Below are 26,688 nucleotides of genomic sequence, written 5' to 3'. Positions count from 1 at the left end.
TAAAAAATTATGATTTTTGCAAAGCCGTATAAACTTATTCCCAAAATTCAAAATTATGCATGGGGAACAAAAAATGAAAAAGCATTTATTCCCAAATTGTTAGGATTTAAAGCTGAACCAAATATTCCTTATGCAGAATTGTGGATTGGTGCGCATCCAAAAAATTCTTCAGAAATTATTATAGAGAATTCCCAATTCCCTTTAATAGAAATTATAGAAAAATTTCCCAAAGAAATTCTTGGCGAAAAAATTTCTAAAAAATTTAACAAGAAACTGCCGTTTCTTTTAAAAATTTTATCAATTGGTAAAGCGCTTTCTATTCAAGCTCATCCAAATAAAAACACAGCAAAATATTTAAATAAAATTGATCCGATAAATTATCCCGATGAAAATCACAAACCTGAAATTGCAATTGCAATCGATAAATTAAATGCTATTGTTGGTTTAAAGAATATACATATGATTAAAAAAAGGTTTGAAGAATTTCCAATATTGTTTGAATTGTTAAATGAAAATTTAAAAAAGAAAATTCTACTAAATAATTTTACTAAGAATGTTGAAAAAGAGATTTATAAACTAATTATGAATTCTCAAAATTCCGTTTTGGAAAATGTTATTGATGTATTAGTTAAAGATATAAATTCCAAAAAGAAAAAAAGTAAAATTGAAAAACAGTTTTTAGGTGAATTTAAAAATTATGGAATTGATGTTGGGTTAATATCTTTGCTATTATTTAATTTTATCGAATTAAATTCTAACCAAGCAATTTTTACTCCAGCTGGTATTCCGCATGCTTATCTTGGCGGAAATATTGTTGAATGTATGGCGAATTCTGATAATGTTGTAAGAGCTGGACTTACAAATAAATTCAAAGATGTAAAAACATTATTAAAAATTATAGAAACAGATTTAAGCAAAACAAAAGTTAAAGTTTTAAATAAAAAAAATATCACTTACTATAAAACTTTTGCTGAAGAATTTGATGTAAAAAAAGTGATTTTGAATTCTGATTTTAATACTTTCTCTTCAAAAAATTATTTACCGGAAATCCATTTGGTAATGAAAGGGAAAGTAAAAATTTATTACGGGAGTAAAATTTCTATTTTCAAAAAAGGTGAAACTTTTCTTAAACCGGCAATTTTAAATTCTTATTCTATAAGTACAATTCATAAAAATTCGGAAATTTTTATCGCTTCGGTAAAAAGTTAGAAAAAGAAATATTTACACAATTTTTAATTCAATAGAATCAATTTGCTGAACGGGATTTATAATCAGCGGACTTGAAAAATCCGAAAAAGTAAAAGTATCTTCACCGGGAAAAATTTTTAATTCGAAATATTTATTAACTACCGATTCATTTGGGAAAACATAAATTTTGTTGCTTTCATTATTAGAAAAAACTTTAACAATATAGTTGGAATCTTCATCAGAAAAAGTTATCGGAGAATAATTTATTTCAGCTGTTGGTTTACTTGCTGCCGCTAAAACTAATTTTTTTTCTGAATTAGTTGGAATAAAATTTTTTTTTTGAAGAATAAAAATTTTCGGCTCGGCAATATTGTTTATTTTGGTTTTAATTTTATTCCATACTTGTGGATTTAATTTAGATGAAATTTCATTCATCATTTCCTTTAAAAAAATAATTTTTTCTTTAAAAGTATTTGTGTTTTCAATTATGTAATCACATTTAATTTTTGATAAATTATTTCTAAAGAAAACAAATGTAAAAATATCTTTTTCTGTTATAATCATATCTTTCTTTCAAATGTTATAATTCTTCTATAATCCAACTTTTTGAATTTTTGAATTTATTTTTATAAAAAATTAAAAAAATTCAAATTTGTATAAAAATATTTTTAAGAATATTCAACTTTTGACGGAAATATTTTCTAAATCAGAAAAAAAAATCCAAAAAAAGAAAAAATTAGACTATAAGTAAGTTGTAATACCCCCTGACCCAGGTCCCTATTAGATTTTCCTTCAATCTTTAGGGACCTATTTTATATACGGAAGAATTTCTTCAATTGTTACGGGTTTTTCTTTATCATCGATTTCGAAAACAACTAAAAAACCTTTCTTTTGCTTTGTTGAATTAAATGCATTAATCAGTTTAATTTGATCACTTTCGGAACATTTGCCATTTCCTTCATCCCAATTTTCTTTGGAACTTAAACATCCTTGGGTTGGAGTTAAAGGAAAGTAAGGTTCATTTTTATAATAATTTATTTCATCTGTGGAGCCATGAATAATAATTAATTTTCTTCCAATTTTACCAGCATGATATGATTGATATATTGGCGAATATTGTTGCCAAGATTTTGGAAGCAGATTTGTATAATTCTCTTCACTCCAAACATTCTTCATATTTGCAGAGTGATAAAATTTTTCCGGTGAAACTTCAAACGGAATTCTTGATAAAATATTCGGACTCGGTCCAATAGTTTCAGTCGGCGATACGTAAATTCCAATTACCGAATAAATTCCTTGAGGCGTATTTCCATTCGGCAAATAATATGGTAAATTTGAATAGGAAAGGGCCAATTGTGGAATATAAAAAATTGTGCCGTCTTTATTTTCAGAAAAATTTCCATCCGGTTTTTTTATAATTGTAATTCCATGAAATTTTCTGTTCTTTCTATGAATTGAATAAATTATTGTTTTACCTTTTTGAAATGTATGATTAAGCAAATCTTTTATAGAAGGAATTGATTCGGATTTTGTTAGTTCTAATTCATTATACAAATTTGATAATATTATATTTTTATTAAACTCTGGGAATTTATTTTTCAATAGTGATAAATATTTATTTCTAAAAACCGAATTGGAATTTCCGCTTTTTAATAAATAATTTATTGCAATCGCAAAAGAAATTTCATCATTTGTAAATTTTATTAATTCTTCAATTTCATCATTAAAATCATTTAGGTAAAGAGCAAAAGCAGTTTCTAACGCAGATCTCTGTAATTTAAAATTTTTATCTTTTAAATTAGTTAGGATATTTTCAATTGCAGTTTTTACAATTTTGCTTTTATAAAAAATTGATTGCGAATTTGTAAACACCGCAATCCATTTTTTTTCATCGATTTCATTTAGATTTGAGAGTGTTTTGTCAATTTCACTAATTAGATTTTTGTAATATTTTTCTTTATTAACTTTTTTAGCAAACTCACTTTTGAAATTTTCTACTTTCAAATATTTTTGTGAATAACTCAGATTTATACCGAATAATAATATCAAAATAACTAAATTTACGCGGGTTTTAATTCTCATTAATTCAAATCCAACTTTATTTAAATCCAATTTAATATAATAATTTTTAAAAACTAAAATGTTAAAACTGTTTTTTTTATCAAGCATATTTTTAGCAATAAATTTATTTGCACAAAACGGAATTATTAAAAGTTATTATGGAAAAGGAAAAGTAAGCTCACTAGTATCTTTTGTAAATGATGTTCTGGAAGGCGAATCTATTTGGTATTATGAAAATGGAAATATTAAAACGATTAAAAATTATTCAAACGGAAAATTGGATAATTCAAATAAGAGTTTTTATGAATCCGGTTTGCTGAAAGAAGAAATTCATTATTCGGATGGAGTTTTAAATGGAATAAGCAAATTTTATTATGAAAACGGTGGATTGAAAGAAGTAAGAACTTATAATAACGGTAAATTAATTTCAATTTCAAATGTTGATTATGATTCAAATTATGCTGCGCCGTTTTCTGCATACGAAGCTGGTATAAATAAGAAAAATTATAATAATGAAGATATTCTTTGTGATGCTGAAATTTGTCCGCAGCCGATTGGAGGAATAAAAGAAATTGAGAAAAATATTGTCTATCCCGAGCTTGCTAAAAAATTCAATCTTGAAGGCAAAGTTTTAGTTTCTGTAATTGTTGGCGCAAATGGCGAAGCAAAAAATATTACTGTGCATAAAGGTTTAGGTTTGGGTTGTGATGAAGCCGCAATAGATGCAGTGAAAAAAACAAAATTTATTCCGGGTGAAAAAAATGGTGAAGTAACTGAAACTGAAATTTTATTTTCTTTGAATTTCAAATTATCTGAAAATAATGAAACAAAATTTGTTACTTCAAATGAAGTTAAAACAGAAGAAATAAAACAAGTTCCGGAAAAGAAACAATTTATAATTTGTGATTATGATGTTTGTCCCAAGCCAGTTGGTGGAATTAATGAGATGCTGAAAAAATTAAAATATCCAGCTCAAGCAAAACGTAATGAAATTAGTGGTGAAGTTGAAGTAGAAGCAAAAATTAATGATTTGGGTTTTGTAATAAGTGTGAATGTTCTAAAGGGAATTGGTTACGGGTGTGATGAAGCTGCAAAATCCGTAATTATAAAATCAGAATTTGAGCCGGCAATTGAAAATGGAAAAGTTGTTGAATCAACAGTAAAAATTATTATACCATTTATTTTGGAAAACTAAACCACAAAGTACACAAAGGTTTTTCACAAAGAAACACAAAGTAGATCAATTTTATGTTCTTTGTGTATTATTTTTCTTTATGACCTTTGCGGTTAATATACTTAAAAATATGGATAAGTTCTTTTTCTAATTCTATACCTTTATTTCTTGCATACCACAAATGAAGTTCTTTGTTAAAATCTTCTTTTGAATATCCCTCGGCTTTTAACTCATTTACTAAATCTTGTGCAAATTTTGGTCGTGGTCCCCAAATAAATAATTCATTTCCGTTTTCATCAAATCCAATAATTTTTGGAATTGCGCGAGATGTTTGAGAATTAAAATAATTATCAATTGCTTCTAAATTATTATCACGCAAAATTACAAATACTTCAATATTTTTATTTGTTTTCGCATAGTTTATAAAATACGGAAGATTTTGAGCAGAATCTCCGCACCAATCTTCTGTAATGATAAGCCAAGTTTGTTGAAAATTTAAACTTTGAAATAAATCAATTAACTGCTTGTTTGGAGAAAAAGTTTTATTAATTCTATTTGTTCTTTGCAAATTTATTCTACTATATTCAAAATAAATTCTATCATGTTCAGATAATTTTTCAAAATCAGTATTTGCAACTTTTTGTTCATAATATTTTACATATTCTTCATACGAAAATAATTTATCACATTTGAAATTTTGAAAAAATTTTTCGATTGCAATATTCATTAAAAATAATTCCTATAAGATTAAATCAAAAATTAAGTACACAATTTAGTATATTTTCATAATAATTCTGAGTTCAAAAAAAGGATGAAATTTTGATTAAGAAAATGGTTCACTATTTATTTTTTTTATTTTTAATTTTTATATCTACATCAAATGCAAATGATAAGAAGGAAAATTACATTTCAATTGTAATTCCAGAAAAGGAAATTACATCCACAACGTTAACAAAGTACCGACTTGCCGCAAACACACTTCCCGGAAGCACAGTAACAATTAATGATGAAAAAATTAAAGTTTATCCTTCTGGTGCAATTGCAACTTTGTTGAATTTAGAAATTGGTGAAAATATATTTGAAATTGTATCATCAAAGGATGGAGAAAAAGTTTCAAAAGAGTTTAAAATTATTAGGGAAGAAAAGAAGTTGGAAACTACAAATTCGGATGTATTAATAATCGAAGAAAATTTAATGCTTCCGAAAGATGATTTGTGGTTGAATGATGGTGATATTTTAGAAGTTAAATTTAAAGGAACTCCGGGCTGCAATGCAACATTTATGAATGGAATAAAAATGATTGAACTTCCCGAAAAAGAAACAAAAGGAATTAAGGGAATTTACACGGGAATTTACAAAGTTACGGATAATGATAATTTGGAAAATTTTCCAATAACTTTTACTTTGGAAAAAGAAGGCGAAATATTATCAAAAAATTCTAAAGCAAATGTATCCTTAATTCCATCGAAATTGCCGAGAATTGCAATTACAAAAGGTGAAAGACCTTCACTAAATTATGGTTTGGGAACTGATCGATTAGGCGGATCGAAATTATCTTTTTTGGAAGAAGGAATAAAATTAATTATTGATGGAATGCATGGCGAACAATACAGAGTTAGGTTAACTGATAATTTAGTTGCGTGGATTGAAAAAGATCAAGTTGATTTACTTCCTTTAGGAAATCATCTGCCGCTTTCCTTAACAGATTCTTGGGCTGCTTACGGCGGGAAAAAATATGATAAAATTATAATAAATCTGAATGAAAAATTGCCGTTTTCTACACGACAAGAAATAAATCCCACAAGAATTATTGTTGATATATATGGAGCAACATCGAACAGTAATTGGATAACTCAACATTTAACAACTGAAGGAATTAAAAATTTAAATTATGAGCAAGTTGAAAATAATTTATTCCGAATAACAATTGAACCAAAAAGAAAACAAATTTGGGGATATGAAATTGGATATAATAATACTTCTTTAGAAATTGAAATAAAAAAACAGCCGGAAATTTTGAAGTTTGATAAATTATCTTTTGTACTCGATGCCGGTCATGGCGGCGAAAATAATGGTTCACTTGGCGCAACTGGTCTTTTAGAAAAAGATGTTACAATTGATATTGTAAATAGACTTGAAAAAATGTTAATTGAAAAAGGTGCAAAAGTTTTTAAAACTAGGGAAGATGATACTTACTCACAAAATAGCGAAAGATTGCAAAAAGTATTTTCTTTTAACGCTGATATTCTTATTAGTATTCATGCAAATTCAATTGCATATAATGCTGACCCTGTGAAAATTAGTGGAACAAGTACATATTATAAACATATTGCTTTCAGACCAGTTTCTGTTAAAATTTATGAAAGAATGTTAGAACTTGGACTTGAACAATTTGGAAATGTAGGGAATTTCAATTTTTATTTAAATTCGCCAACAGAAATTATGAATGTTTTAGTTGAAACTGCCTTTGTGAGTAATCCAAATGATGAAATGAAACTAATGGATCCAAAATTTAAAGATGAAATATGCAAAAAAATTATTCAGGGAATTCAAGATTATCTATACGAATGTGAAGATAATTGGAATTAAATAAATAGTTTATAAATATAAAGTTCTTGTGTGTATCAAAATAAGACATTATATTTAGTTATGTGATCCACAGCACAATTTAGACATCAAGTATTATTTATATTAATTATCAAATAAAAATTTCTTAAGAAAGTTTTTAAATGGATATATTAAATAACATCCCGCAGTCAAAATTCAGTCAATTTGTTGATAAATCAAATAAAAATGATATATATCTCAAATCTAAAGCCATAAAATGGATATCAATAATAGCTTATTTAGCTGTTATTATTGGTTCATTATTTACTTTTTAATAATTTTAATTTAATTCTTTTTCTATTTGAAATTCCGGTTTTATATCAACTGGTAAATTCGATAATTTCTTCACCAAAATTTTAATTGAATTTGTTTCTTTAGCGTAATTTGTAATTAATTCAATTGATGCATTATAATCGCCAGTTGCTTGAATCATTAGTACTTTATTAGCTAATTCCTTTAATGCAGAATAAATTCTTTCGAAATTTACTTTAACTTTTTGAGTTTTTTCATCAAATTCATAACCGCCTTTTTCAAGAAGATAGTTGTAAATTATTGCAGTTCCACTTCCATGCGCTTCATTTATTCCAAATCTAATACTTCTAAAAACACCAGCTAAAAATGTAATCCACATTTCATTTTCAAATTCAACAGGTAAAATTCCTTTTTCAATCATCAATTTATTGTTAAACATTCCTAGAATATCAGCTTTACATTCTTCAATTTTAGAATAAGTTTCTTTTAATTCTTTTTTAACTTCAGTTTCTTTTCCATTTATTGTTATAAATCCCGGGCCAATTCCGTGTGACATTTCATGCATTAATGTGTGAGTGAAAAATCCATTGAATGTAACATATTTTTGTTGAGATTGATCAAGAACAGTTTTCGCAATTGGTTTTAGTAATTTGTCAAACTTTGCTTCATGAATATTTTTTAGCATAACCTTTTTAGAACCTTTTAATTTCCTTACATTTTCATCATTTGGTAAATTAAATGCTAAAGTTTGAACTCCAGCTTTTGAATCGCCGGCACTAAAAATTTCTTGCACAACAACAATTGGCGAATCACTTCCTCTTTTAAAGTTTTTATGTTCTTCCGGTAAAGGCAAATTTGCTTCCATTTCAGTTAGATATTTTGAAAATGTTTCTAATTTTTTTGTTTCTTCTGGATCAACAATAGTTAAAAAACATTCATAACTTGCTTTGTAATTGTATAGTTCATCTTCATAAACTTCATATGGACCAATAACAATTTCAATTGTATGATCTTTTAAATCCATCCAAGCCATATCACTTTTGAAATAATCATCAGTTTCTAAAGCTTCGGCACGAAGTAATAAAAAGTTTTTAAGTGATTGATTCTCGGCATAATCAGCAGCTTCTCTAAGTAGTTTTGATATTTCTAAAATTTTTTCTCTGTGATAAATAAAATATGGAATGGATCTTAATTTATTTCCATCTCTTTTGATTACTGTAAATTCACTTGTAAATCCTTTTTGATCTTCTGGATGTTCTTTAATCCAATTTTCAAATTCTTCTTTAGTAATATTATCGGGATAAAAATTTGCTCCAAGTGGTTTTTTATCATTTCCAATAAAAGGATTATTATGATCTAATCTATCAAAAGGTCCAAAATTTATATTAAAATATGCTAATTTAAGTTTATCTAATGGTTCATCAGAATTTACTAATTGTTGTTTGATGTCATAATTTTTTGAATAGACTTGCTCAAGAAAAATTTCATCAATAATTTTTGCGGCTTTATAAAGTTTTTCAATAATTATTTTCTGATTCTCATCAAGAAGATTTTTATCGTATTTAATATTTGTAACTGCATATTGCGAAATTTTTTCTTCCATATTTTCCAAATCCTTATTTTCTAAATTACTTTTACATGATGATATCGTAATAATTAAAGCGATAATATTAATTATGCTAATAATTTTCATATAACCTCTATAAATATTTTCTGCTTGAAAAATTAAGAAATAAGAAATTAAATTGTGTAAAATTCTAAAACATGATGTATAAAAAAATATACACAATTAAATACTTACCGTTCAAAATTAAGCAAAACAAACATTTCTAATTTGGCACTAAATGTGAATTTCTAATATTGTAATTATCAACGAGGTGTAAAATGAAAAAGACGTTATTTTTAACAGCAATTTTATTTGGATTATTTTTAACTAATCTGAATGCTTATGATTATCATAGAAATATTCGTGTCGAATATTTTTTCAATTCCTTAGAACCATACGGTGAATGGATTGATATTGGATTTGATGATTATGTTTGGAGACCTTATAACACATACCGAGATTGGCGACCTTATACTGATGGAAGGTGGGAATGGACTCACAACGGTTGGTATTGGGTTTCTTACGAACCTTTTGGATGGGCAACATATCATTATGGAAGGTGGTTTTTTGACGATTATTACGGCTGGGTTTGGATGCCGGATAGTGAATGGGGACCAGCTTGGGTTGAATGGAGATATGATGATTATTATATCGGATGGGCTCCACTTCCGCCTTATGCAAGATTTTACCCAAAACATGGAATCAGATTTTCAATAAGATGGAATTCGGGTCACTTTTACTGGAACTTTGTAAAATACAATCACTTTGTTTCTGTTGATATTCATAAACACTATATTTTTGGAAATAACGCAGAGAGAATTTATAGAAGAACAAAGCACAGAACAAATTATTACTCAGATAATGATAGAATTGTTAACGGTGGTGTAAACAGAGAATTTGTTGAGAAAAGAATAGGAAAAAGAATTTCTGCAAGAGATATAAATTTCAGTGAAAAAAAATATGATTCAAGGGAATTAAGAAACAAAAGTGAAATTAGAGAATTTAGACCAAATGAAATTGATGTAAATAGAGAAAATTCTTTTGATAGATCAAAAGTTACAAAAGGAAGAGAATTGAAGAATTTAAGATCAGATAAAGTTGTAATTACCAGAAAAACAGAAATTAAAAATTCAGATGAAAAATCATTTGAAAAGAATATTGAAAGAAAAGTTGAGAATAGAGATGTGAAAAAAGATGTTGAAATTTCAAGAAATGTAAATAAAAATTATGATGAGAAAATTGTTAATAGAAAATATGATAAAGAAATTTCGAAATCGGAATCAAAAAGTAGAGTAGTTGTAAAAAGAGAAAGTTCGAAAAGTATTGAAAAATCGACACAAAATAATCCCGAACGAAATACCGTTAAAAAAGAATCAAGAGTTGAAGTTAAAAGAGAAACTGAGAAATCGAGAAGTTTTACAAAAAATAATGATAAAGAAGAAGAAAAAAGAACTGTAAAAAGTAGAAAATAATCCACTGTAATGAACCGATATTTAATTCACAAATTTTGAGAAGTATCGGTTCAAAAATTAAATAAAAAAGCCCATCAATTTGATGGGCTTTTTTATTGCGAAACCAATAATATTTTAGGAAACTTTAATTTTCTTTTCTTGAACCATTTTAGCTAATTCTGAAGTTCCATTTTTTGCCAAAGTTTTCAATGCTTTGGAACTAACTTTAACAGTTACAAATCTATTCAATTCTTTTACCCAAATTCTTTTTTTCTGCAAATTTGGTAAAAATCTTCTTTTTGTTTTGTTATGAGCGTGAGAAATTCTGCTTCCGCCAATTGGTTCTACGCCAGTTAATTCACATCTTCTTGACATTATTTACTCCAAAGTCTTAAAATTTAAGATTTCTAATATAGCTAAAAAAAAATCAAAAGAAAATACTTTTTAACGCAAAATCCTAATTTTCTTCCGATGCTGAAGTTCGAGATCCTAATTCGCGATCAAGCATAAATAACCCGCTTTTATCTTCGCCAATTAAATTAAAATTCTCAACAATTTGCAAAACTGTACTTTCTTCTTCAACTTGTTCATCAACAAACCATTGAAGGAAACTTTTTGTTGGATGATGACTTTCAGAAATTGCTAAATCAAAAAGTTTATGTATACTTTCCGAAATAAATCTTTCATGTTTTAGAGAATTCTCAAAAACTTCGCGAGGCGATTTCCACTCTGTTTGGGGCGACTCCAAAGTTTCCAATTTTACTTTCCCTCCTAAACGAAGAATAAAATCATAAAACTTCATTGCATGCAAATATTCTTCTTGTGATTGCATTTTCATCCAATTAGACATTCCGGCTAAATTTTTATTTTCAAAATATGCCGCCATTGATAAATATAAATATGAAGAAAACATTTCTTTATTTAATTGATCATTTAATGCTTGTTCAATTTTACTTGATACCATTTTATCCCTTTCAACTTTTTTGTAATTAAATGTAATAAATTTCTTTTAAATTTTTCATTCTTAATTTAACTAAAGTTTTATAAAATTCTGAAAAATTGGAATTGTAAATTCTCATTTTACATTTTAATTAGGAGCTTTATCCAACAAAATAAGGATGAAGAATGATATAAGTAATATTTCATAAGTTTCTTATATTGAGTTTATAAAAATTTTGGACTGCAAAAATGTTTAAACAAAATATAATCATTATTTTTTTATTAGTTACTATTCCCATAATAAATGCACAGAACTTTAAAGGAATTCATCAAATTGATCAAGAAAAAAATGAACCGCAAATTATTGAGAAAATGAAAAATTTCCAGAAGAAAAATTTTTCCGAATCTATAGTTCCAATAAATAAAAAAGCAACTAAAAGTTTGAGTAAATCAGTTTTTGGATATTTGCCTGATTGGGAATATTTGGAAAATGCTCATCAAAATTTTAATTATGATTTACTTTCTCATATTGCAGTTTTTGATTTCCCTGTTTCAAAAACCGGGGCAATTTCTGAACCACCAAGTTGGCCATGGACCGATTTAATGAATAGCGCACATGAAAGCGGAACAAAAGTAATTATGGTTATTGTTAATTTTTCTGCAAATGATATTCATGAAATTTTAACAAGTTCAATTGCAAAGTGGATATTTTTCAGCGGAGTAAAATCCAAAATTATAAATTATAATTTGGACGGAGTTAATATTGATTTTGAAGGTTTAAATACTGCCGATCGAGGAACCGTAATTAATGATTTTATGAAAGAATTAACAGATACAGTGCACGCAATTTCTCCGGATCTTGAGGTTTCTTTTGCCGCACCGGCAGTAAATTGGGGAGGATGGAATTTAACCGGATTAGCTCAAAGTTGTGATTATCTTTTTGTAATGGGCTACGATTTTTTTGGAAGTTGGAGTACAACAACGGGTCCAACAGCTCCGTTAATAGGCGGAAGTTATAATATTACAAATACAATAAATGTTCAGTATCAAACGGTTACATCGTTTTATCCGGAAAAAATAATTTTAGGAGTTCCGTATTACGGTCCGCATTGGGAAACTTCAACTTCGCAAGAAGGTTCTTCAACATTGAATTTTGTTGAATCAAAAAGATACCGCGATGCAAAACCATTAAGTGAAAATTATGGCGTTAAGTGGTCTTCAACATATAAAAATTCTTGGTTTAGTTTTACTTCTGATTCAAAAAATAATCAAGTCTGGTTTGATACAGATTCCAGCCTATCACTAAAATATGATTTAGCAATTTCAAAAAAATTAAAAGGAATTGGAATGTGGGCGCTTGGTTATGACGGCTCAAGAGACGAACTTTGGAATTTGCTTGATAAGAAATTTTCTGTAACGGTAAATGTTGAAGATAATAAATTACCAAAAGATTTTATACTTGGGCAAAATTATCCAAATCCTTTTAATCCAACAACAACAATAGAATATATTATTCCGTCAATCCTAAAAAGTGAAGTGTCAAATGAAGTCTCAGATTTTAGTCTGAATTATGTAACATTAAAAATCTATGATATTTTAGGTAGTGAAGTTGAAACTATGGTTAGCGAAATAGGAAAACCAGGAAATTATAAAATTCAATTTGATGGAAGCAAACTTCCAAGCGGAGTTTACTATTATCAAATGAAAACTGGTAATTTTTCTCAAACAAAAAAAATGCTTCTTTTAAAATAATTGAGTTAAAAATGAGAAAAATAATTTTTATAATGATGATATTATTCATATCAAGTTGCAAACAAGAAAAAGATAAAATTATTGAAGAAAAAAAATCTATTCATCAACATGATTTAGAAAAGGAGAAAACTGATTTTGCGAATTTTAAATTAGAAATTGTTGAAAACAAAATATTAGTTGATAAATCAATTGGTCGATTTAGAAATCCACAATTCAGTATTGATGGTAAAAAAGTATTTTTTACCACAGAAGATTTTAATGAAATATGGTTTTACGATTTAAGTAATGATGCAATAAATAAATTAGTGAGTTTGCCGCAATGCGGATTTAATTTCCAGATTTCAAAAAATGGAGATGTTCTTTATTTTAGGAATAAAGTTACAAAAGGTAAAAAATCATTTTCAATTTTAAGTTATGAAATTAATACAAAAAAAATTGATGTAATTTATAATTCAGATTTTAGATTAAGCCCGCCGATATTGGCTGATAGTCTTATATATTTTGTTGAAAATGAAATTCCAAAAAATGTAAATTTGTTAAACAAAACAATTAGTGATGCATTTAATAAACCTTTTTTCTTTGTTGAAAATAATGTATTAAAAAAAGTTGATAATAAAATTGATACTTTAAACATTCCGAATAACATAAAACCAATTGAGTGTTTCTATTCTAAAGATTTGGAAAATATTTTTGTTCTTACAAATACAATTGGATTTTTACTATACAATAAAATTGGTGAACCAATTAATATTATTAAAGATGCTGGATTTATTTCAAAATTATTTAAAAGTAACTTACTTGTTTTTACTAAAGAAAAATATGATGATCAAAAGTTGAGTTATTCAAAAATGTTTATTGGATTTATAGATAGTGATAAAGAATTTGAAATATTAACTGATGAAAAATATCAAAAACTCTATCCGGATTGGTCCCCGACAAAAAATAAAATTGTTTTTGCAACAGAATATGGCGATATAAGAATTATCACTTTTAACATAACCAAAAAATAAAATTATGATAAATAAGGTTTCTTTAATAATTATTTTACTTTCTTCAATTTATTATTCGCAGAATATTAAAATCTCTGATATCAATAAAATTGAGATGAAGCAATACTCATCGGCATTTTATCCACGGTTTTCAAAAAATGATAGATTGATATTATTTACTTCAGAAAATTATGATGGATTATATTCTTATAATGTTGAATCAAAAAAAACTGAAATTATATCTAACGCTTCCGGAGCCGGATATAATCCCTTAATTATCGATGATGAAAATATAATTTTCAGAAAATCTAAAATTGAAAATGGAAAAAAAATATATTCAATTACTTCCAAGAATATAAAAACTAATATTGAAAAAATATTAGAAAACGATAAAAGACAAATCTCAATTCCAAATCAAATTGTTAACTCAAATATTTACTTTATTGAAAATTCCTCAATAAATATCAAACCATTATCATATAATAATTTTCGAAAAAACAATCAAAATTCAAAAGTAATTTACTCTCAGAATAATAATTTATTTATAACGGAAAATGATAATATTATAAATGTTAGTCCGATGGGGAAAGGGGTTTACGTTTGGGAATCATTTTCAAACGACGGAGAAAAAATCCTATTTACTTTTGGAAATCAAGGTTCATTTCTCTGTGATAATAATGGAAATATTCTGCTAAACATAAAAGATGGACATTATCCAAAATTTTCTCCGGATGGAAAATATATTTTATATATGAAAGACAAAGACGATGGAGAGAAATACATTTCTTCGGATTTATTTGTTTTTTCAATTGATGAAAATAAAGAATATCAAATTACAAATACCGAAAATATTATTGAAATGTTTGCGGAGTGGTCAAATGATCAAACCAGTATTGTTTATAATACATCATTGGGTGAAATTTACCTAGCTAAAATTAGTTTCGAAAATTAAATGATACCAATTAAAAAAATATTATTATTTCTATTTATAATAACATTTGAATTATTCTCGCAAGATTTTTCCGGAATAAGAATTTATATAAATCCAGGTCATGGCGGACATGATTCTAATGATAGATATAATGCTGCTACTGGATTTTGGGAAAGTGAAGGAAATTTATCAAAAGGAATTTATCTAAAGGAAATATTAGATTCACTCAACGCAGAAACTAAATTAAGCCGAACAACAAATAATTCATCGGATGATTTAGCGCTTTCCGTAATAGTTGCCGATGCAAATAATTTTGATGCAGATTATTTTCATTCAATTCATAGTAATGCATATAATGGTCAATCAAATTATACTTTAGTACTTTTTCAAGGCGGAGATAATTCTCCTACTTATCCACAAGCAAAAATTATGGGCTCATATTTAGCAGATGAAATTTATAAAGCTCATAGAACAACAACAAAATATAATAGAGGTGATGCAGATTTTTATGGAACTGGTCAACCATACTTAGGTGTGCTAAAAGGATTAACAATGCCCGGCACGTTATCAGAGGGATCATTTCATGATTATATTCCAGAATCTTTTAGATTAAAAAATGAAGCTTATTTAAAACATGAAGCATGGGCAATCACAAAATCATTTATAAAATACTTCAGTTTGGAAATTTTGCCATTTGGTGAGATTGCCGGATTTGCTAGAGATAATTTTGAACCTGTCGATTACTTTTATATCAACGGAACAAAGGATAAAAATAAACCGGCGAATTTAGTAAATGCAGTTTTACTTCCGGATAGTATTGTTTATAATGGTGATTCGTATAATAATGGATTCTTTTTTTTCGATAGATTGAATACTGGAGAATATGATATAATTTTAAACGCAGAAAATTATTTGGTTGATACAATCCATGTAAATGTTCAAGAAAATCAAACAACATTTGTTGATCAGTATTTGGTATCAGCTCCAAACTATTCACCTCCTTTTGTTACAACATTTTTACCAAGTGATTCGGAAAATGTAAGATTAGATTCAAAAATTATTTTGAATTTTAATGTAAAAATGGATAAAATAAATACTCAAGCTGCATTTAAAATAATTCCAACTGTACAAGGAACATTTACTTGGGAAAATAATGATAAACGATTAATATTTTCTCCGAACAACTTTCTTTCGGGTGGAACGCAATATGAAGTGAGTTTGAATATTTTTGCAAAAAGTTATTATGATATTTTAATTGAGCAACCATTTATATTTTCATTCGATACGCGATCAGCATTAAGATTATTTGAATCTTATCCAGAAAATAATTCTTCAGATATCAGTAAAAGCGTAAAAATTAAATTACAATTTGATGGACCAATTGATCAAAATACATTGGGTGGAAATGTATATTTCCATAATAATGAAAATAATGATGTTGATATTTTAATTAACGAAACAAATTATGAAAATGGTGAAATTATATTTGAACCTATGTATGAATTACAACCAAATTCTGATTATAAAATAAAACTACTTAATGGAATTAAAGATACAGAAGGCTCAAATTTAATATCTGATACTACAATAAATTTTAAAACTGAATCACTCACAGAAACAGAAGGAAATATTTTATTTGATTTTGAAGAAATGGGAAATTGGATTCAACCATCACAAAATATTTCTTCATTTGGAATTAATATTGCAAATACAAATTTTTCAATTTCGAAAAGTAAATTTATTTCCGGATTAAATTGCGGAAAGTTGAAATATAATTTTTCTGTAGATTCCTCCGGAATTTGTAAATTGGAAAATAGTAATCTATTTCCAATAAATTTAAATCTGCAAAATAATTTTGGCTTATGGATTTTTGGCGACTTGAGTTATAATTATTTAGAAATATGTTTTTATGATTCGGACAGTAATGAATATAATTATAATATTGGAAATATAAATTGGACGGGGTGGAAGTTTAGAGAAATTAATTTGGAGAATTCCGATTTGTTTTTTAATTCGTTAAAAATTATTCAGAATGAAAATGGAGAAAAATTTGGTGAATTATTTTTTGATGACATACAATTTAATATAATTACAGAAATTGAAAATAATATAATTTCGAAACCAAATTTATTTTATTTAAAACAAAACTATCCAAATCCGTTTAATCCAACAACAACAATTGAATATTCGATTCCGAAAAATGAAAAAGGTAAAACGCCCAATGTGAAAATTTTGCTATTTGATATTTTGGGAAGAGAAATAAAAACGTTAGTTAACGAAAGTCATAAACCGGGGAATTATAAAATTCAATTTGATGGAAGCAATTTACCAAGCGGAGTATTTTATTATCAGTTAAAATATGAATCTTATCTATCAACAAAAAAGATGATGCTTATCAAATAATTTATTTCTTAAATAAATCCAGCAATGCCATTCCCAATTCCGGAAATTTAAATTTATATCCCGCATCAATTATTTTTTGTGATGAAACTTTACTTCCATATAAAATTATGTTTGCCATTTCACCAAACAAAAGTTTCATTATAAATGATGGTACATTTGGCATAAAGAATGGCTTATTAAAAACTTGTGCTAAATTTTTTATAAATATTTTATTTGTAACCGAGAAAGGCGCTGTAACGTTGTAAGCTCCATTAATATTTTCATTTTCAATGCAATGTAAAAAAATACTTAATACATCTTGTATATGAATCCAGGGCATATACTGATTTCCGTTTCCTAAACCAGAGCTCATTCCTAATTTTACGGGCAGTAGCATTTTTTTGAGGGCTCCACCATTATTAGAAAGAATTACGCCCAATCTGAGTTTAACTGTTCTCATTCCAAGTTCATCAAATTTATTAACTGAATCTTCCCATAATTTACAAACATTTCCAAGAAAATCATTTGCCGGCGGATCGTCTTCATTAAATGTTTTATCAGAAGTAATTGCTCCATAATATCCTACAGCTGAAGCTGATATAATTGCCTTTGGTTTAATTTTCATTTTGGAAAAACTATTGAATAATAATTCAGTAGACTTAATTCTGCTATCAATAATTTCTTTTTTTCTTTTTTCAGTCCAACGTTTATCGCCAATACCGGCTCCGGAAAGGTGAATGACGTAATCAATATTTTCCAAAGCTCCATTTTCAATAAAACTTTTTTCAATATCCCAAAGGAATATGTTTGGGATATTATTTTTAGTGCGTACAAGTTTTACAATTTCGTAATTCTTTTGTAAAAGAAAATCAGATAACTCACTTCCAATGAGGCCACTTGCACCGGTAATTAAAATTTTATTCATAAGTCCTAACAAGATTAATTTTCTTACAAAAGAAAACTTAAAATATGTGATATTTTCTCTTAAATAAAATTAGTAGTTTTTAATTTTGATAATTTCCGCCGCAATACTAATTGCAATTTCTTCCGGAGATTCTGCATTTATTTCTAAACCTACCGGTGTATTAACTTTTTTAAAAAGTTCTCTGTTAATCCCCTCAGATTCCAAATGTGTAAAAATACTTTTTGATTTTTTATCACTTCCCATCAGACCAATATATTTAAGATTTAATCCGATAATTGATTTTAGTGCCTCTTTATCTCCATCGTGATTTGGTGTTACAATTACAGCATAAGATTTTTTTGATTCTCTAATAAACTTATTTACATCTTCATATTTTGTAATAATTTTTTTATTTGCAAATGTATTTTGTTTCATTGTAATTATATCATCTCTTTGATCAAAAGTTACAATGTAAAAATCTAAAGTTGCCATAACTCGTGAAACAGCTAATCCAACATGACCTCCGCCGATAATGTAAACTGTATTTAATAAACCAATGTTTTCTTCGTACTGCCAATTTTGTTCATCTTCATAAAATAAATTTATATCTTTTTCATTTTCCTTTCTTGCGGTGTAATCAAGTCCAAATGGATTTAAACGTAAAATTCCATTTATTTGTTCTTCGAGATTATCAATAATATTTTTTACTAAATCTCTATACTCTATTGTTAAAGTTTGAACAATTAAAGTTTGAGTACCTCCGCAAATTAATCCGGAAGAATGTCCATCCTTTGTTTTGCTGTGATGTAACTTTCTTATAAAGTTAACCGGTTCTGCAAGATTTAATGTTCCGCGAATTTCATTTAAAATATCAAATTCCATAATTCCGCCGCCGATTGTTCCATAAGTTTCAACATCTTCGGAAATTGCCATTTTAAATCCGGATTTTCCCGGTGAAGATAGACTTGAATCTGCAACAATTAACAAATTAACTTTTATATTTCTATTTAATTTGTTGTAAATAAAAATCCATAAATCAACTTCTTTCATAAGTTTCCAATTTTATTAAAGAATAATTTAAAATTATCAATCGAAAAAAATTTTTACTTTTTGAAATTTATGAATTGTTAAATCTAAACACTTCTTATCACGATATTTCTTTGTTGAAAATTCAACCGTTCATAACTATTAACAAATCAAAATTATATTACTTATGATAATTGTGAAAGTAATAATTTTTAAAATTCATCTTCAACTAGAAAAAAAATATTTAAGCAAGATAAAATCAAAGTATATAAATGTCCCAATAAAATACAGAAAAGAATATCCACAGCAATTTGAAACAGCAGGAAAATCCAACTCCTATAAATTATTAAGATTATGTAGAAATTAGCAATAATGTGATCTGGCACACACTTTGAATTTTTATATCAAAAATTAATTTCAACAAATCAAAAGGGAGTATTAAATGTACTTAAAAAAATATCTTATTGTTTTAGTTGCACTTATTTTTTCAACAAGTGTGATGTTTGCTCAAAGTTCTGGTAATGCATCATCAAATGTTCAAATAAGCTTGAAAAAGGGACTAACAATTACAAATGTAACAGGTGCATTACAATTTGATGAAGCTGTTGTTACATCATCTGCTCAAGTAATTAGTCCAACAAATGTTGTAAATTTTCTTATATCTGGTCACAGTGGAGCTACAGTTAATATAGGTTTCCCAAGTACACTTAGTTTAATTAGTGGATTAAATAGTCTAACCTTTACTCCGTCATTTACACAAACTGGTGAATCTGATTCACCAACTGGTGGAATAAGCGTTTTAGCTTCAGAAACTCTTGGTTTAAATGGTGAGCTTAATTTATGGTTAAGTGGCAGTATTGCAGTTCCAGCAGATGCTCCTGCTGGTATCTATGGTGGTAGTTTAACAGTTACTGTTGCTTACTAAAACTTTAAACGGGAATAACAAGATTATTCCCAAAACTTTTTTGAACTTAAATGTTAAAAAATATATTTGTTCTTTTAATAATGATATCTTCATGCAAATTATTTGCACAATCTAATTTTAATGCAACTGTAGATATTAACATTTCACTAAATAATGGATTGGCTTTAAATAAAATTAAGGGTGATTTAGATTTTGGTGAAATAATATATACTGGCAATAATTTAACTTTATCAAAAATACCGGAATCTGGAATTGAATACGAAGTAACCGGATTTAGACGCAGATATGTTACAGTTTCTTATTCCAGAAATGTATATTTGAATAATTATAATTGGGTAAATATAAATGGCGGAACAAATGGAACAATCAGATTTAGAACTGTTGCACGACACACAAACGGAAATATTAATTATATCGGTGCAACTAATTTAGGAAATGATTCAAGAGTTAGATTAAGTAACACTAATCCTTTAGGAAAATTATATATCTGGATTGGCGGAAATTTGACAATAAATAGTAATCAGCCGTATGGAGATTATAACGGAACATTTTCATTAACAGTAGAATATTGAGGAAACTTTGTTATTTAAATTAGATATTTTCTTTTTAGATGAATTAAAGTTTTTTATAATAATTTATTTAGATATTGAATCAGAATAAAATTAAAGTTTTTAAATTTTGTACCGATAATTGATAAGAATTTAATTTTAACATCCTCATGGGTCCTCAGTGGCGTTAGATAATAAGAAAATTGAAATCTAACGCCATTTTTTTTTAATCTTTAAAAATTTCAAATCTATGCCTATTTTTTACTATGAAAAAATTATTCATAGTAATTATAATTCTATTAACAAAATCCTTTTTTGCGCAACAATCCGGTTACATTAGCGGAAACGCAACTGCAAATCTTATTCAACCTTTATCAATTAAATCCGGAAGCGGAGAATTAGACTTTGGGGAAATTATTCTAACCGGAAGCACTTTTACCGAAAGAATTAAACCAAATTTAGGGAAACAATTTATTGTAACCGGTCACCCTGGGAAAAATGTTACAATCAGATTCAGCTCAGTTCAACTTACAAATTATGAATGGGTTTCAAAATATGGAGGAAAATTAGGAACTCTAACTTTCATTCCAACTTTAGAAGCAAAAAATGCAAAGCAAATTTTTGATGGAATTTCACTACCGTTAATTCAAAACGGACTTATTGGCGAGCTGCAAATTTACGTTGGCGGCGAAATTACAATAAATCCAAAACAAGAAATTGGCGATTATGTGGGACTATTTATACTTTCCGTTACTTACTAATTTGTGATTTGCAATAAACAATTTTGTTTGAAAATTCGATAATTTGAAAAACTTCAATCACATTAAAATTTACATTGCAGAAATATTCAAAAATATTGATAATTCTTTTTTTATTTGTTTCAGCAAATATATTTTGTCAATCTATGCAATCTGCAAATGTTGAAATAAGAATAAAGTTGGTAAAAAGTAATTTATTAACTTCCGAAAATTTTATTAAAAATGGAGAAAATTCGGAGAAATTTATTTTCTCAAGTGATGATTTTTTGAAAAAAAGAAATATTTTAATCAACTATAATGATAGAGTAATTTATAATTCGATTAAAGAAAATTCGCAAAAATTAAAGCTTTTCCCCAATTCAGAAATTTCTTCGAAAATTGTTGAAAGAAATCAAAAAACTTTTTTAAAAAATAATTATGATTTACAAAAGGAATTATTTGTTACCGTAATTTATTAATTCAACGTATTGAAATTCACTGAATCAAAATAAAACTTCAATTTCCCAATCTTTAAAGATTACTTCAATTAAATCCGCTAACTGATTGTTTTTCAACATATTATTTTTGTAAATAATTTAAAAATTATCTAATTTGAAATACCAAAAAATTGATTTATGAAAGAAGCAAAATCATACTTTTTCATTTTATTTGTAATTGTATTTGCTGAAGTTAATTCCCAATCAATTGTAACTTATAAATACAATGATTTGGAGTTTGGCGATATTTTTATTGGATACACAGAAACAATTTTAAATTCAGATGAAAGAGCGGCGCAGTTTTACTTTTATCATAATAAATTTATAAGAGCAGATTTGTTGGTAACTTTTAAACTCCCAAGTTTTTTAACAAACGGAATTCATACAATTCCAATAAAATTTGCAAGTAACAGCGGTGCTTGGTCGCGTTATAACAGACAAAGTGGTAGAACTATTTTTAACCCAAATTCACCTTTGGAAATAAGAAACGCACTTTTTTATATTCCGATTTACATTTGGCTTGGCGGAAGTATTTCATCAAATTCCGGAATAAGTCCCGGAAATTACAACGGATCAATAACTTTAACAATTGAGTTTTTATGAAAAAATTTTTTCTGATATTTTTATTTTCTTTACCGATTTATGCACAAGTAATAATTTCACCTTATGTTGTTTACATGGATGAAAATAATAAATTCGGAAGTATGATTGTGCAAAACGAATCTTTTGATCCGTATGAAATTACAATTTCTTTCATTTTCGGATTTCCGATTTCTGATTCACTTGGAAACAGAACGATGAAATATTTAGAAAATCCGAACGAGGAATATCCTTCATTAAATAATTGGATAACAGCATTTCCTAAAAAATTTGTGCTGAATTCAAAAGAGCGACAAACAATCCGTTTAATGATTAAACCTCCACAAAATGTTGAAAAGGGAACTTATTGGACAAGAATTGTAACTTCTTCAACTCCAACAAATAATGATACAACAACAAGTGATGGAACCGGTGTAACTGCAAAACTTAAATTTGTACTAAATCAAGTTACAACCGCAATTTACAGAACGGATTCTGTCTTTACAGATTTACAAATAGAAAATGCAAAAATAATAAAAGATTCTACAGAAACATTTCAACTTTTATATAAAATAAATCAATTGGGAAATTCTCCATATTATGGAAATTTTAATCTTTCTGTTACAAATTCCAAAGGAGAAATAATATTAGAAGAACAAGATTATATTTCAGTTTATTACAATATTGTAAGAAATTATATTTTACCAAAGGAGAAATTTCTTTCGGGAAATTACACCGCAAAATTATTAATTAAGTTTAATGAAAAAGAAGATATTCCGGAAAGTAAATTGGTTCCGCCAAATGATATTTCAAATAGTTTTGAGTTTACTATTCCTTGAGAATTTTTTGCAAAAAAAATATATCGTTTTTTTTACATTTTAGAAATTTTCAAAAATTATTTCTAATCTTAACTTTTTTTTTATTCTCAATTAATTATCCGCAAACAAAAAAAAATATTAAAGAATCCGAAAATAATATTTTAACAGATTCCACAAGATTAAAAACTCCGCAATTATTTTTCCCAAGTTCTGATTCATTTTATACAATTAATACTATAACACCATTTTTCAAATGGAAAGAATCTCCAAACGCAAATGGATATGTAATTCAAATTGAAAAGGAGAATGAGGTAATATTTTTTTCACCCGAATTTTGTTTAATAGAAATAAATGAATTTCATTTTCCGGAAAACATTTTAGAATATGACAAGAAATATTCAATAAAAATTAAAGCTTATAATAAAACAAATTGGAGTGAATTTTCTAAAACAACATTTTTTATAATTAAATCTGAAAATAAAAAACTTCCTAAAGTTGAAAAAAATATTCTTTTGCCGCCAGCAATTATTAGTAAGAATAACTTAATTATAGATTCGAAAAATTCTGAAAATAAAAATTCAAGTTTAATTTGGAATAAAAATCCCAATGCTGAATTGTATGAAATTGTAATTGAGGGAATTAATACATCAAGAATTTTAGGCGAAGAATATATTCAAATTCACAAAGAAGAATTGTCAGATACAAATTTCATTCTTAAGCAAAATATGTTATCAAATTTTAATAATTACAGATGGAAATTAAGAAGTAAAATTGGAAATGATTGGAGCAGTTTTACGTATTATTTTTATTTTAAAATTCAGTCGGAAATTGAAGAAAAACAATTTAATGAAATTGCTGAAGATTTAATTTTAAGATTTAAGCACGCAGGTTTTATTGATGAAATGATTGTTGCAAAATATAAAAATAACGTTGTTTATTTGCCCTTGATAGAAATTTTAACAATTCTTCAAATCAATCATAATTCAGATTCTGAATTTGAAAAAATATCAGCACAAAGTTTAAGTGAGGGGAAGAATTTTAATTCTATTGATTTTGAAGATTTTGTTCAAATAAAAAATGATGAAAAAATATTTTTTTTAAAAAATGATTTTATTAAAACAGAGTTGGAAATTTTTGTGAAAAAAGAATTGGCTGAAAATTTAATAAATGGAAAATTTGAAATCAGTTTAAGAAATCTTGAAGTTAAATTTACTGCTCCAATACAACTTCCAATGGTAGAAAGGTTTATAAATCAGCAGAAATTTTCTCATAATAAAAACCAACTTATTGAAGTGAATTATCCAATAAAATTCGATAGAGAAAGAAATAATTTCACCGGTGGATTTTTAGATTATGCATTAACAAGTAATTTTATTAAAAATGAAAATCCATTTTATAATTTTGATTTTGGATTGGGCAATGAAATTTTTGGCGGAGATTTTCAACTAACAACAAATTATTCATTATTTCAAAATAATTTTTATAATAATCAAGCAGAGTACAAATGGCGTTATGCTATTTTAAATAATAGAAAAATCAGCAATATTACTTTAGGAAATGTAAATACTTTTGGTTTGCAATCTTATGATTTAAAAGGTATATCTGTTTCAAATGAGCCTTTAGAATTAAGGCGTTTACACGGTACTCATAAAATTATTGAAAAAACAAAACCGTTTTGGAAAGTTGAAATTTATCAAAGTAATGAAATTATTGAAATTACTGAAGCAGATGAAAATGGAAATTATAATTTTGATATTCCGCTTTCTTACGGCACTACAATTTTGGAAATTAAACAATACGGGCCAAATGGTGAGACAAAATTCGAAAGAAAATTATATCAAATTCCAACCACACAAATTCCGAAAGGTGAATTAGATTACAGTTTTAATTTTGGTAAATTAATTTCAATTGATGAATATTTATTGCAAGCAAATTCTGCATATGGTTTAACTGATAGAATTACAACGCAGATTGGTACCGATTTGTTTTTTGATGATTTTAAAAATTCATCAATTTATTCTAAAACTTCTGCAAGATTTTTTGATAGTTATATCGCAAATCTAAATATTGCACCAAATGCATTTTATGAATTTGAGATAAATTCTGTTTTCAGCGATCTTGCAAATTTTAATATTGGGACAAAAATTTTTGAGAAAAATGAAAAATTTAACCCGACGAATATAAATAATGAAATTGATGGAAATATTTTTCTCCCAATTTCATTGGGCGAAAGCATGCTTAGTATTTTTGCAAAAGGAAGAAGAACCGCTGCATCTGATTTGAATCGTTACGATTTTTCAATCAGAACATTTTACGATTACGAAAATATTAGTCCTTCATTAGAATATAATTATTATAAAATTTCTAATAGTGATTTTGCTTCACAGTATTTGAATTTGCGCTTAAATTATTCTTTTTTTATTCCTTCAAATATATTCGGCGGAAATATAATTGATTCAAGAATTTATTATAATATTAACAGAAGTAAATTCGAAAGTTTTAATATTTCATTTGCTTCAACAATTTTTCAAAATTACAGAATACAACTAACACATAGTATAAATTTTATTTCCAAATTTACAGATACTCAATTTCGTTTTGTTTTCGATCTTCCGTTTTTAAGATCAAATACCAATATTTCAAAATCAGTATTTTCTCAATCAATTTACGGCTCACTAAATTACAACAGTGTTTTTAATCAAATCGATTTTCATAATAGGGGAATGGTCGGAAGATCAGCTTCTGCAATAAGATTTTATCTTGATCAAAACAACAATAATATTTTTGATGAAAATGAAAAATTAATTAATGACATGGATGTTGCGGTAAATTCAGTAAGCAATAAAAAAAATATTGAAGCTGGAAAAATTATTTTAAATGATTTGGAATCTTATACAAAATATGATTTAAAACTAATTGATAGAAAAAATAAAAATCCGTTATGGTTTCCGGTAATTGATAAATTTAGTTTTATTTCCGATCCGAATCAGTATAAAGAAATTAACATTCCATTTTATGAAGCTGCAGTAATAAATGGATTTGTATTCAAAAATGTTGGGAAAGAAAAAATTCCAATTGAAGGAATTAGCATTTTACTTAAGAAGGAAAATTCTGAAGAGATAATTAAAGTGAGAACAATGAGTGACGGAAGTTTTTACTATTACGGTTTAGCTCCGGGCAAATATTTAATTTATCTTGATGAAAAACAATTGGAAAAAATAAAATTAAAATCAAATCCGGAGAAATTTGAAAAGGAGATTTTTTCAATAAATTCAGATAAGGTAAATGAAGATTTTGTTTTCACAATTAAATAATTTTAAAT

At 26.7% G+C, this 26,688-nt stretch carries 24 protein-coding genes; 16 read left to right on the top strand and 8 right to left on the bottom strand.

The window, feature by feature from the left end; genetic code table 11:
* The first annotated feature begins 9 nt into the window (after positions 1–9).
* Positions 10–1,209, top strand: a complete 1,200-nt coding sequence (manA, locus tag IPM32_17435) for a mannose-6-phosphate isomerase, class I (protein MBK8947033.1) — start codon at positions 10–12, stop codon at positions 1,207–1,209.
* 12 nt (positions 1,210–1,221) lie between these two features.
* Here manA and IPM32_17430 read toward each other — a convergent pair whose 3' ends face one another.
* Together IPM32_17430 and IPM32_17425 are read right to left on the bottom strand one after the other, a co-directional pair.
* A complete protein-coding gene (locus tag IPM32_17430; protein ID MBK8947032.1) occupies positions 1,222–1,752 on the bottom strand; it encodes a hypothetical protein in 531 nt (176 codons plus the stop codon).
* Between the two features lie 243 nt (positions 1,753–1,995).
* The gene (locus IPM32_17425) at positions 1,996–3,270 is read right to left on the bottom strand and encodes a hypothetical protein (GenBank protein ID MBK8947031.1); all 1,275 of its coding nucleotides are present in this window, start codon (positions 3,268–3,270) and stop codon (positions 1,996–1,998) included.
* 58 nt (positions 3,271–3,328) lie between these two features.
* Between IPM32_17425 and IPM32_17420 the strand changes: the two genes are divergently transcribed.
* Positions 3,329–4,444 (top strand): TonB family protein, encoded by a 1,116-nt coding sequence (locus tag IPM32_17420; GenBank protein MBK8947030.1) that lies wholly within the window; start codon positions 3,329–3,331, stop codon positions 4,442–4,444.
* 67 nt (positions 4,445–4,511) lie between these two features.
* Here IPM32_17420 and IPM32_17415 read toward each other — a convergent pair whose 3' ends face one another.
* Entirely contained in the window at positions 4,512–5,150 is a 639-nt protein-coding gene (locus IPM32_17415; protein MBK8947029.1) for a thioredoxin family protein, read from the bottom strand.
* A gap of 92 nt (positions 5,151–5,242) precedes the next feature.
* On the opposite strand from IPM32_17415, the gene IPM32_17410 reads away from it, so the two are divergent.
* On the top strand, positions 5,243–7,012 hold the full coding sequence (locus IPM32_17410; protein MBK8947028.1) for an N-acetylmuramoyl-L-alanine amidase: 1,770 nt from the start codon (positions 5,243–5,245) through the stop codon (positions 7,010–7,012).
* Between the two features lie 140 nt (positions 7,013–7,152).
* Positions 7,153–7,305: a hypothetical protein gene (locus IPM32_17405; GenBank protein ID MBK8947027.1), complete on the top strand. Its 153-nt coding sequence runs from the start codon at positions 7,153–7,155 to the stop codon at positions 7,303–7,305.
* A 5-nt stretch (positions 7,306–7,310) separates the two neighbouring features.
* Here the strand turns inward: IPM32_17405 and IPM32_17400 are convergent, their stop codons facing one another.
* Entirely contained in the window at positions 7,311–8,975 is a 1,665-nt protein-coding gene (locus IPM32_17400) for a peptidase (GenBank protein ID MBK8947026.1), read from the bottom strand.
* Positions 8,976–9,166: 191 nt separating this feature from the next.
* On the opposite strand from IPM32_17400, the gene IPM32_17395 reads away from it, so the two are divergent.
* Positions 9,167–10,360 (top strand): hypothetical protein, encoded by a 1,194-nt coding sequence (locus IPM32_17395; protein ID MBK8947025.1) that lies wholly within the window; start codon positions 9,167–9,169, stop codon positions 10,358–10,360.
* A gap of 114 nt (positions 10,361–10,474) precedes the next feature.
* On the opposite strand, the gene rpmB is transcribed toward IPM32_17395, so the two are convergent.
* The gene (gene rpmB, locus IPM32_17390) at positions 10,475–10,714 is read right to left on the bottom strand and encodes a 50S ribosomal protein L28 (protein MBK8947024.1); all 240 of its coding nucleotides are present in this window, start codon (positions 10,712–10,714) and stop codon (positions 10,475–10,477) included.
* An 82-nt stretch (positions 10,715–10,796) separates the two neighbouring features.
* The gene (locus IPM32_17385) at positions 10,797–11,303 is read right to left on the bottom strand and encodes a ferritin (protein ID MBK8947023.1); all 507 of its coding nucleotides are present in this window, start codon (positions 11,301–11,303) and stop codon (positions 10,797–10,799) included.
* Positions 11,304–11,527: 224 nt separating this feature from the next.
* Here IPM32_17385 and IPM32_17380 point away from each other — a divergent pair, with 224 nt between their 5' ends.
* The 4 genes from IPM32_17380 to IPM32_17365 are packed head-to-tail and all read left to right on the top strand — an operon-like array spanning position 11,528 to position 17,353.
* Positions 11,528–13,030 carry a T9SS type A sorting domain-containing protein gene (locus IPM32_17380; protein MBK8947022.1) on the top strand — a complete coding sequence of 501 codons (1,503 nt, stop codon included), beginning with the start codon at positions 11,528–11,530 and terminating at the stop codon, positions 13,028–13,030.
* Between the two features lie 11 nt (positions 13,031–13,041).
* Complete coding sequence (locus tag IPM32_17375) at positions 13,042–14,040, top strand: hypothetical protein (protein ID MBK8947021.1); 999 nt, start codon at positions 13,042–13,044, stop codon at positions 14,038–14,040.
* A 4-nt stretch (positions 14,041–14,044) separates the two neighbouring features.
* On the top strand, positions 14,045–14,971 hold the full coding sequence (locus IPM32_17370; GenBank protein MBK8947020.1) for a PD40 domain-containing protein: 927 nt from the start codon (positions 14,045–14,047) through the stop codon (positions 14,969–14,971).
* Positions 14,972–17,353, top strand: a complete 2,382-nt coding sequence (locus IPM32_17365) for an Ig-like domain-containing protein (GenBank protein MBK8947019.1) — start codon at positions 14,972–14,974, stop codon at positions 17,351–17,353. It abuts the gene before it with no gap.
* A 1-nt stretch (position 17,354) separates the two neighbouring features.
* Here IPM32_17365 and IPM32_17360 read toward each other — a convergent pair whose 3' ends face one another.
* Together IPM32_17360 and IPM32_17355 are read right to left on the bottom strand one after the other, a co-directional pair.
* Entirely contained in the window at positions 17,355–18,257 is a 903-nt protein-coding gene (locus IPM32_17360; GenBank protein ID MBK8947018.1) for a TIGR01777 family protein, read from the bottom strand.
* A gap of 69 nt (positions 18,258–18,326) precedes the next feature.
* Positions 18,327–19,286: an XdhC family protein gene (locus IPM32_17355; protein MBK8947017.1), complete on the bottom strand. Its 960-nt coding sequence runs from the start codon at positions 19,284–19,286 to the stop codon at positions 18,327–18,329.
* Between the two features lie 418 nt (positions 19,287–19,704).
* On the opposite strand from IPM32_17355, the gene IPM32_17350 reads away from it, so the two are divergent.
* The 7 genes from IPM32_17350 (at position 19,705) to IPM32_17320 (ending at position 26,680) form a co-directional block, all read left to right on the top strand.
* Positions 19,705–20,187, top strand: a complete 483-nt coding sequence (locus IPM32_17350; GenBank protein MBK8947016.1) for a DUF4402 domain-containing protein — start codon at positions 19,705–19,707, stop codon at positions 20,185–20,187.
* Positions 20,188–20,237: 50 nt separating this feature from the next.
* The gene (locus IPM32_17345) at positions 20,238–20,759 is read left to right on the top strand and encodes a DUF4402 domain-containing protein (protein MBK8947015.1); all 522 of its coding nucleotides are present in this window, start codon (positions 20,238–20,240) and stop codon (positions 20,757–20,759) included.
* A 242-nt stretch (positions 20,760–21,001) separates the two neighbouring features.
* Positions 21,002–21,496: a DUF4402 domain-containing protein gene (locus tag IPM32_17340; GenBank protein MBK8947014.1), complete on the top strand. Its 495-nt coding sequence runs from the start codon at positions 21,002–21,004 to the stop codon at positions 21,494–21,496.
* Positions 21,497–21,639: 143 nt separating this feature from the next.
* The gene (locus IPM32_17335) at positions 21,640–21,951 is read left to right on the top strand and encodes a hypothetical protein (protein MBK8947013.1); all 312 of its coding nucleotides are present in this window, start codon (positions 21,640–21,642) and stop codon (positions 21,949–21,951) included.
* A 156-nt stretch (positions 21,952–22,107) separates the two neighbouring features.
* On the top strand, positions 22,108–22,572 hold the full coding sequence (locus IPM32_17330) for a hypothetical protein (protein MBK8947012.1): 465 nt from the start codon (positions 22,108–22,110) through the stop codon (positions 22,570–22,572).
* Positions 22,569–23,387, top strand: coding sequence for a hypothetical protein (locus IPM32_17325; protein ID MBK8947011.1), 819 nt, complete (start codon positions 22,569–22,571; stop codon positions 23,385–23,387). Before IPM32_17330 ends, IPM32_17325 begins: the two co-directional genes overlap by 4 nt.
* Positions 23,384–26,680, top strand: coding sequence for a hypothetical protein (locus IPM32_17320; GenBank protein ID MBK8947010.1), 3,297 nt, complete (start codon positions 23,384–23,386; stop codon positions 26,678–26,680). The genes IPM32_17325 and IPM32_17320 overlap by 4 nt, the downstream gene beginning before the upstream one ends.
* Positions 26,681–26,688 lie beyond the last annotated feature (8 nt).

The organism is Ignavibacteriota bacterium, assembly GCA_016716225.1.
Classification (GTDB): Bacteria; Bacteroidota; Ignavibacteria; order Ignavibacteriales; family Melioribacteraceae.
Note: the sequence above shows the minus strand (reverse complement) of the source record. Positions and strands in the feature narration are given on the sequence as shown.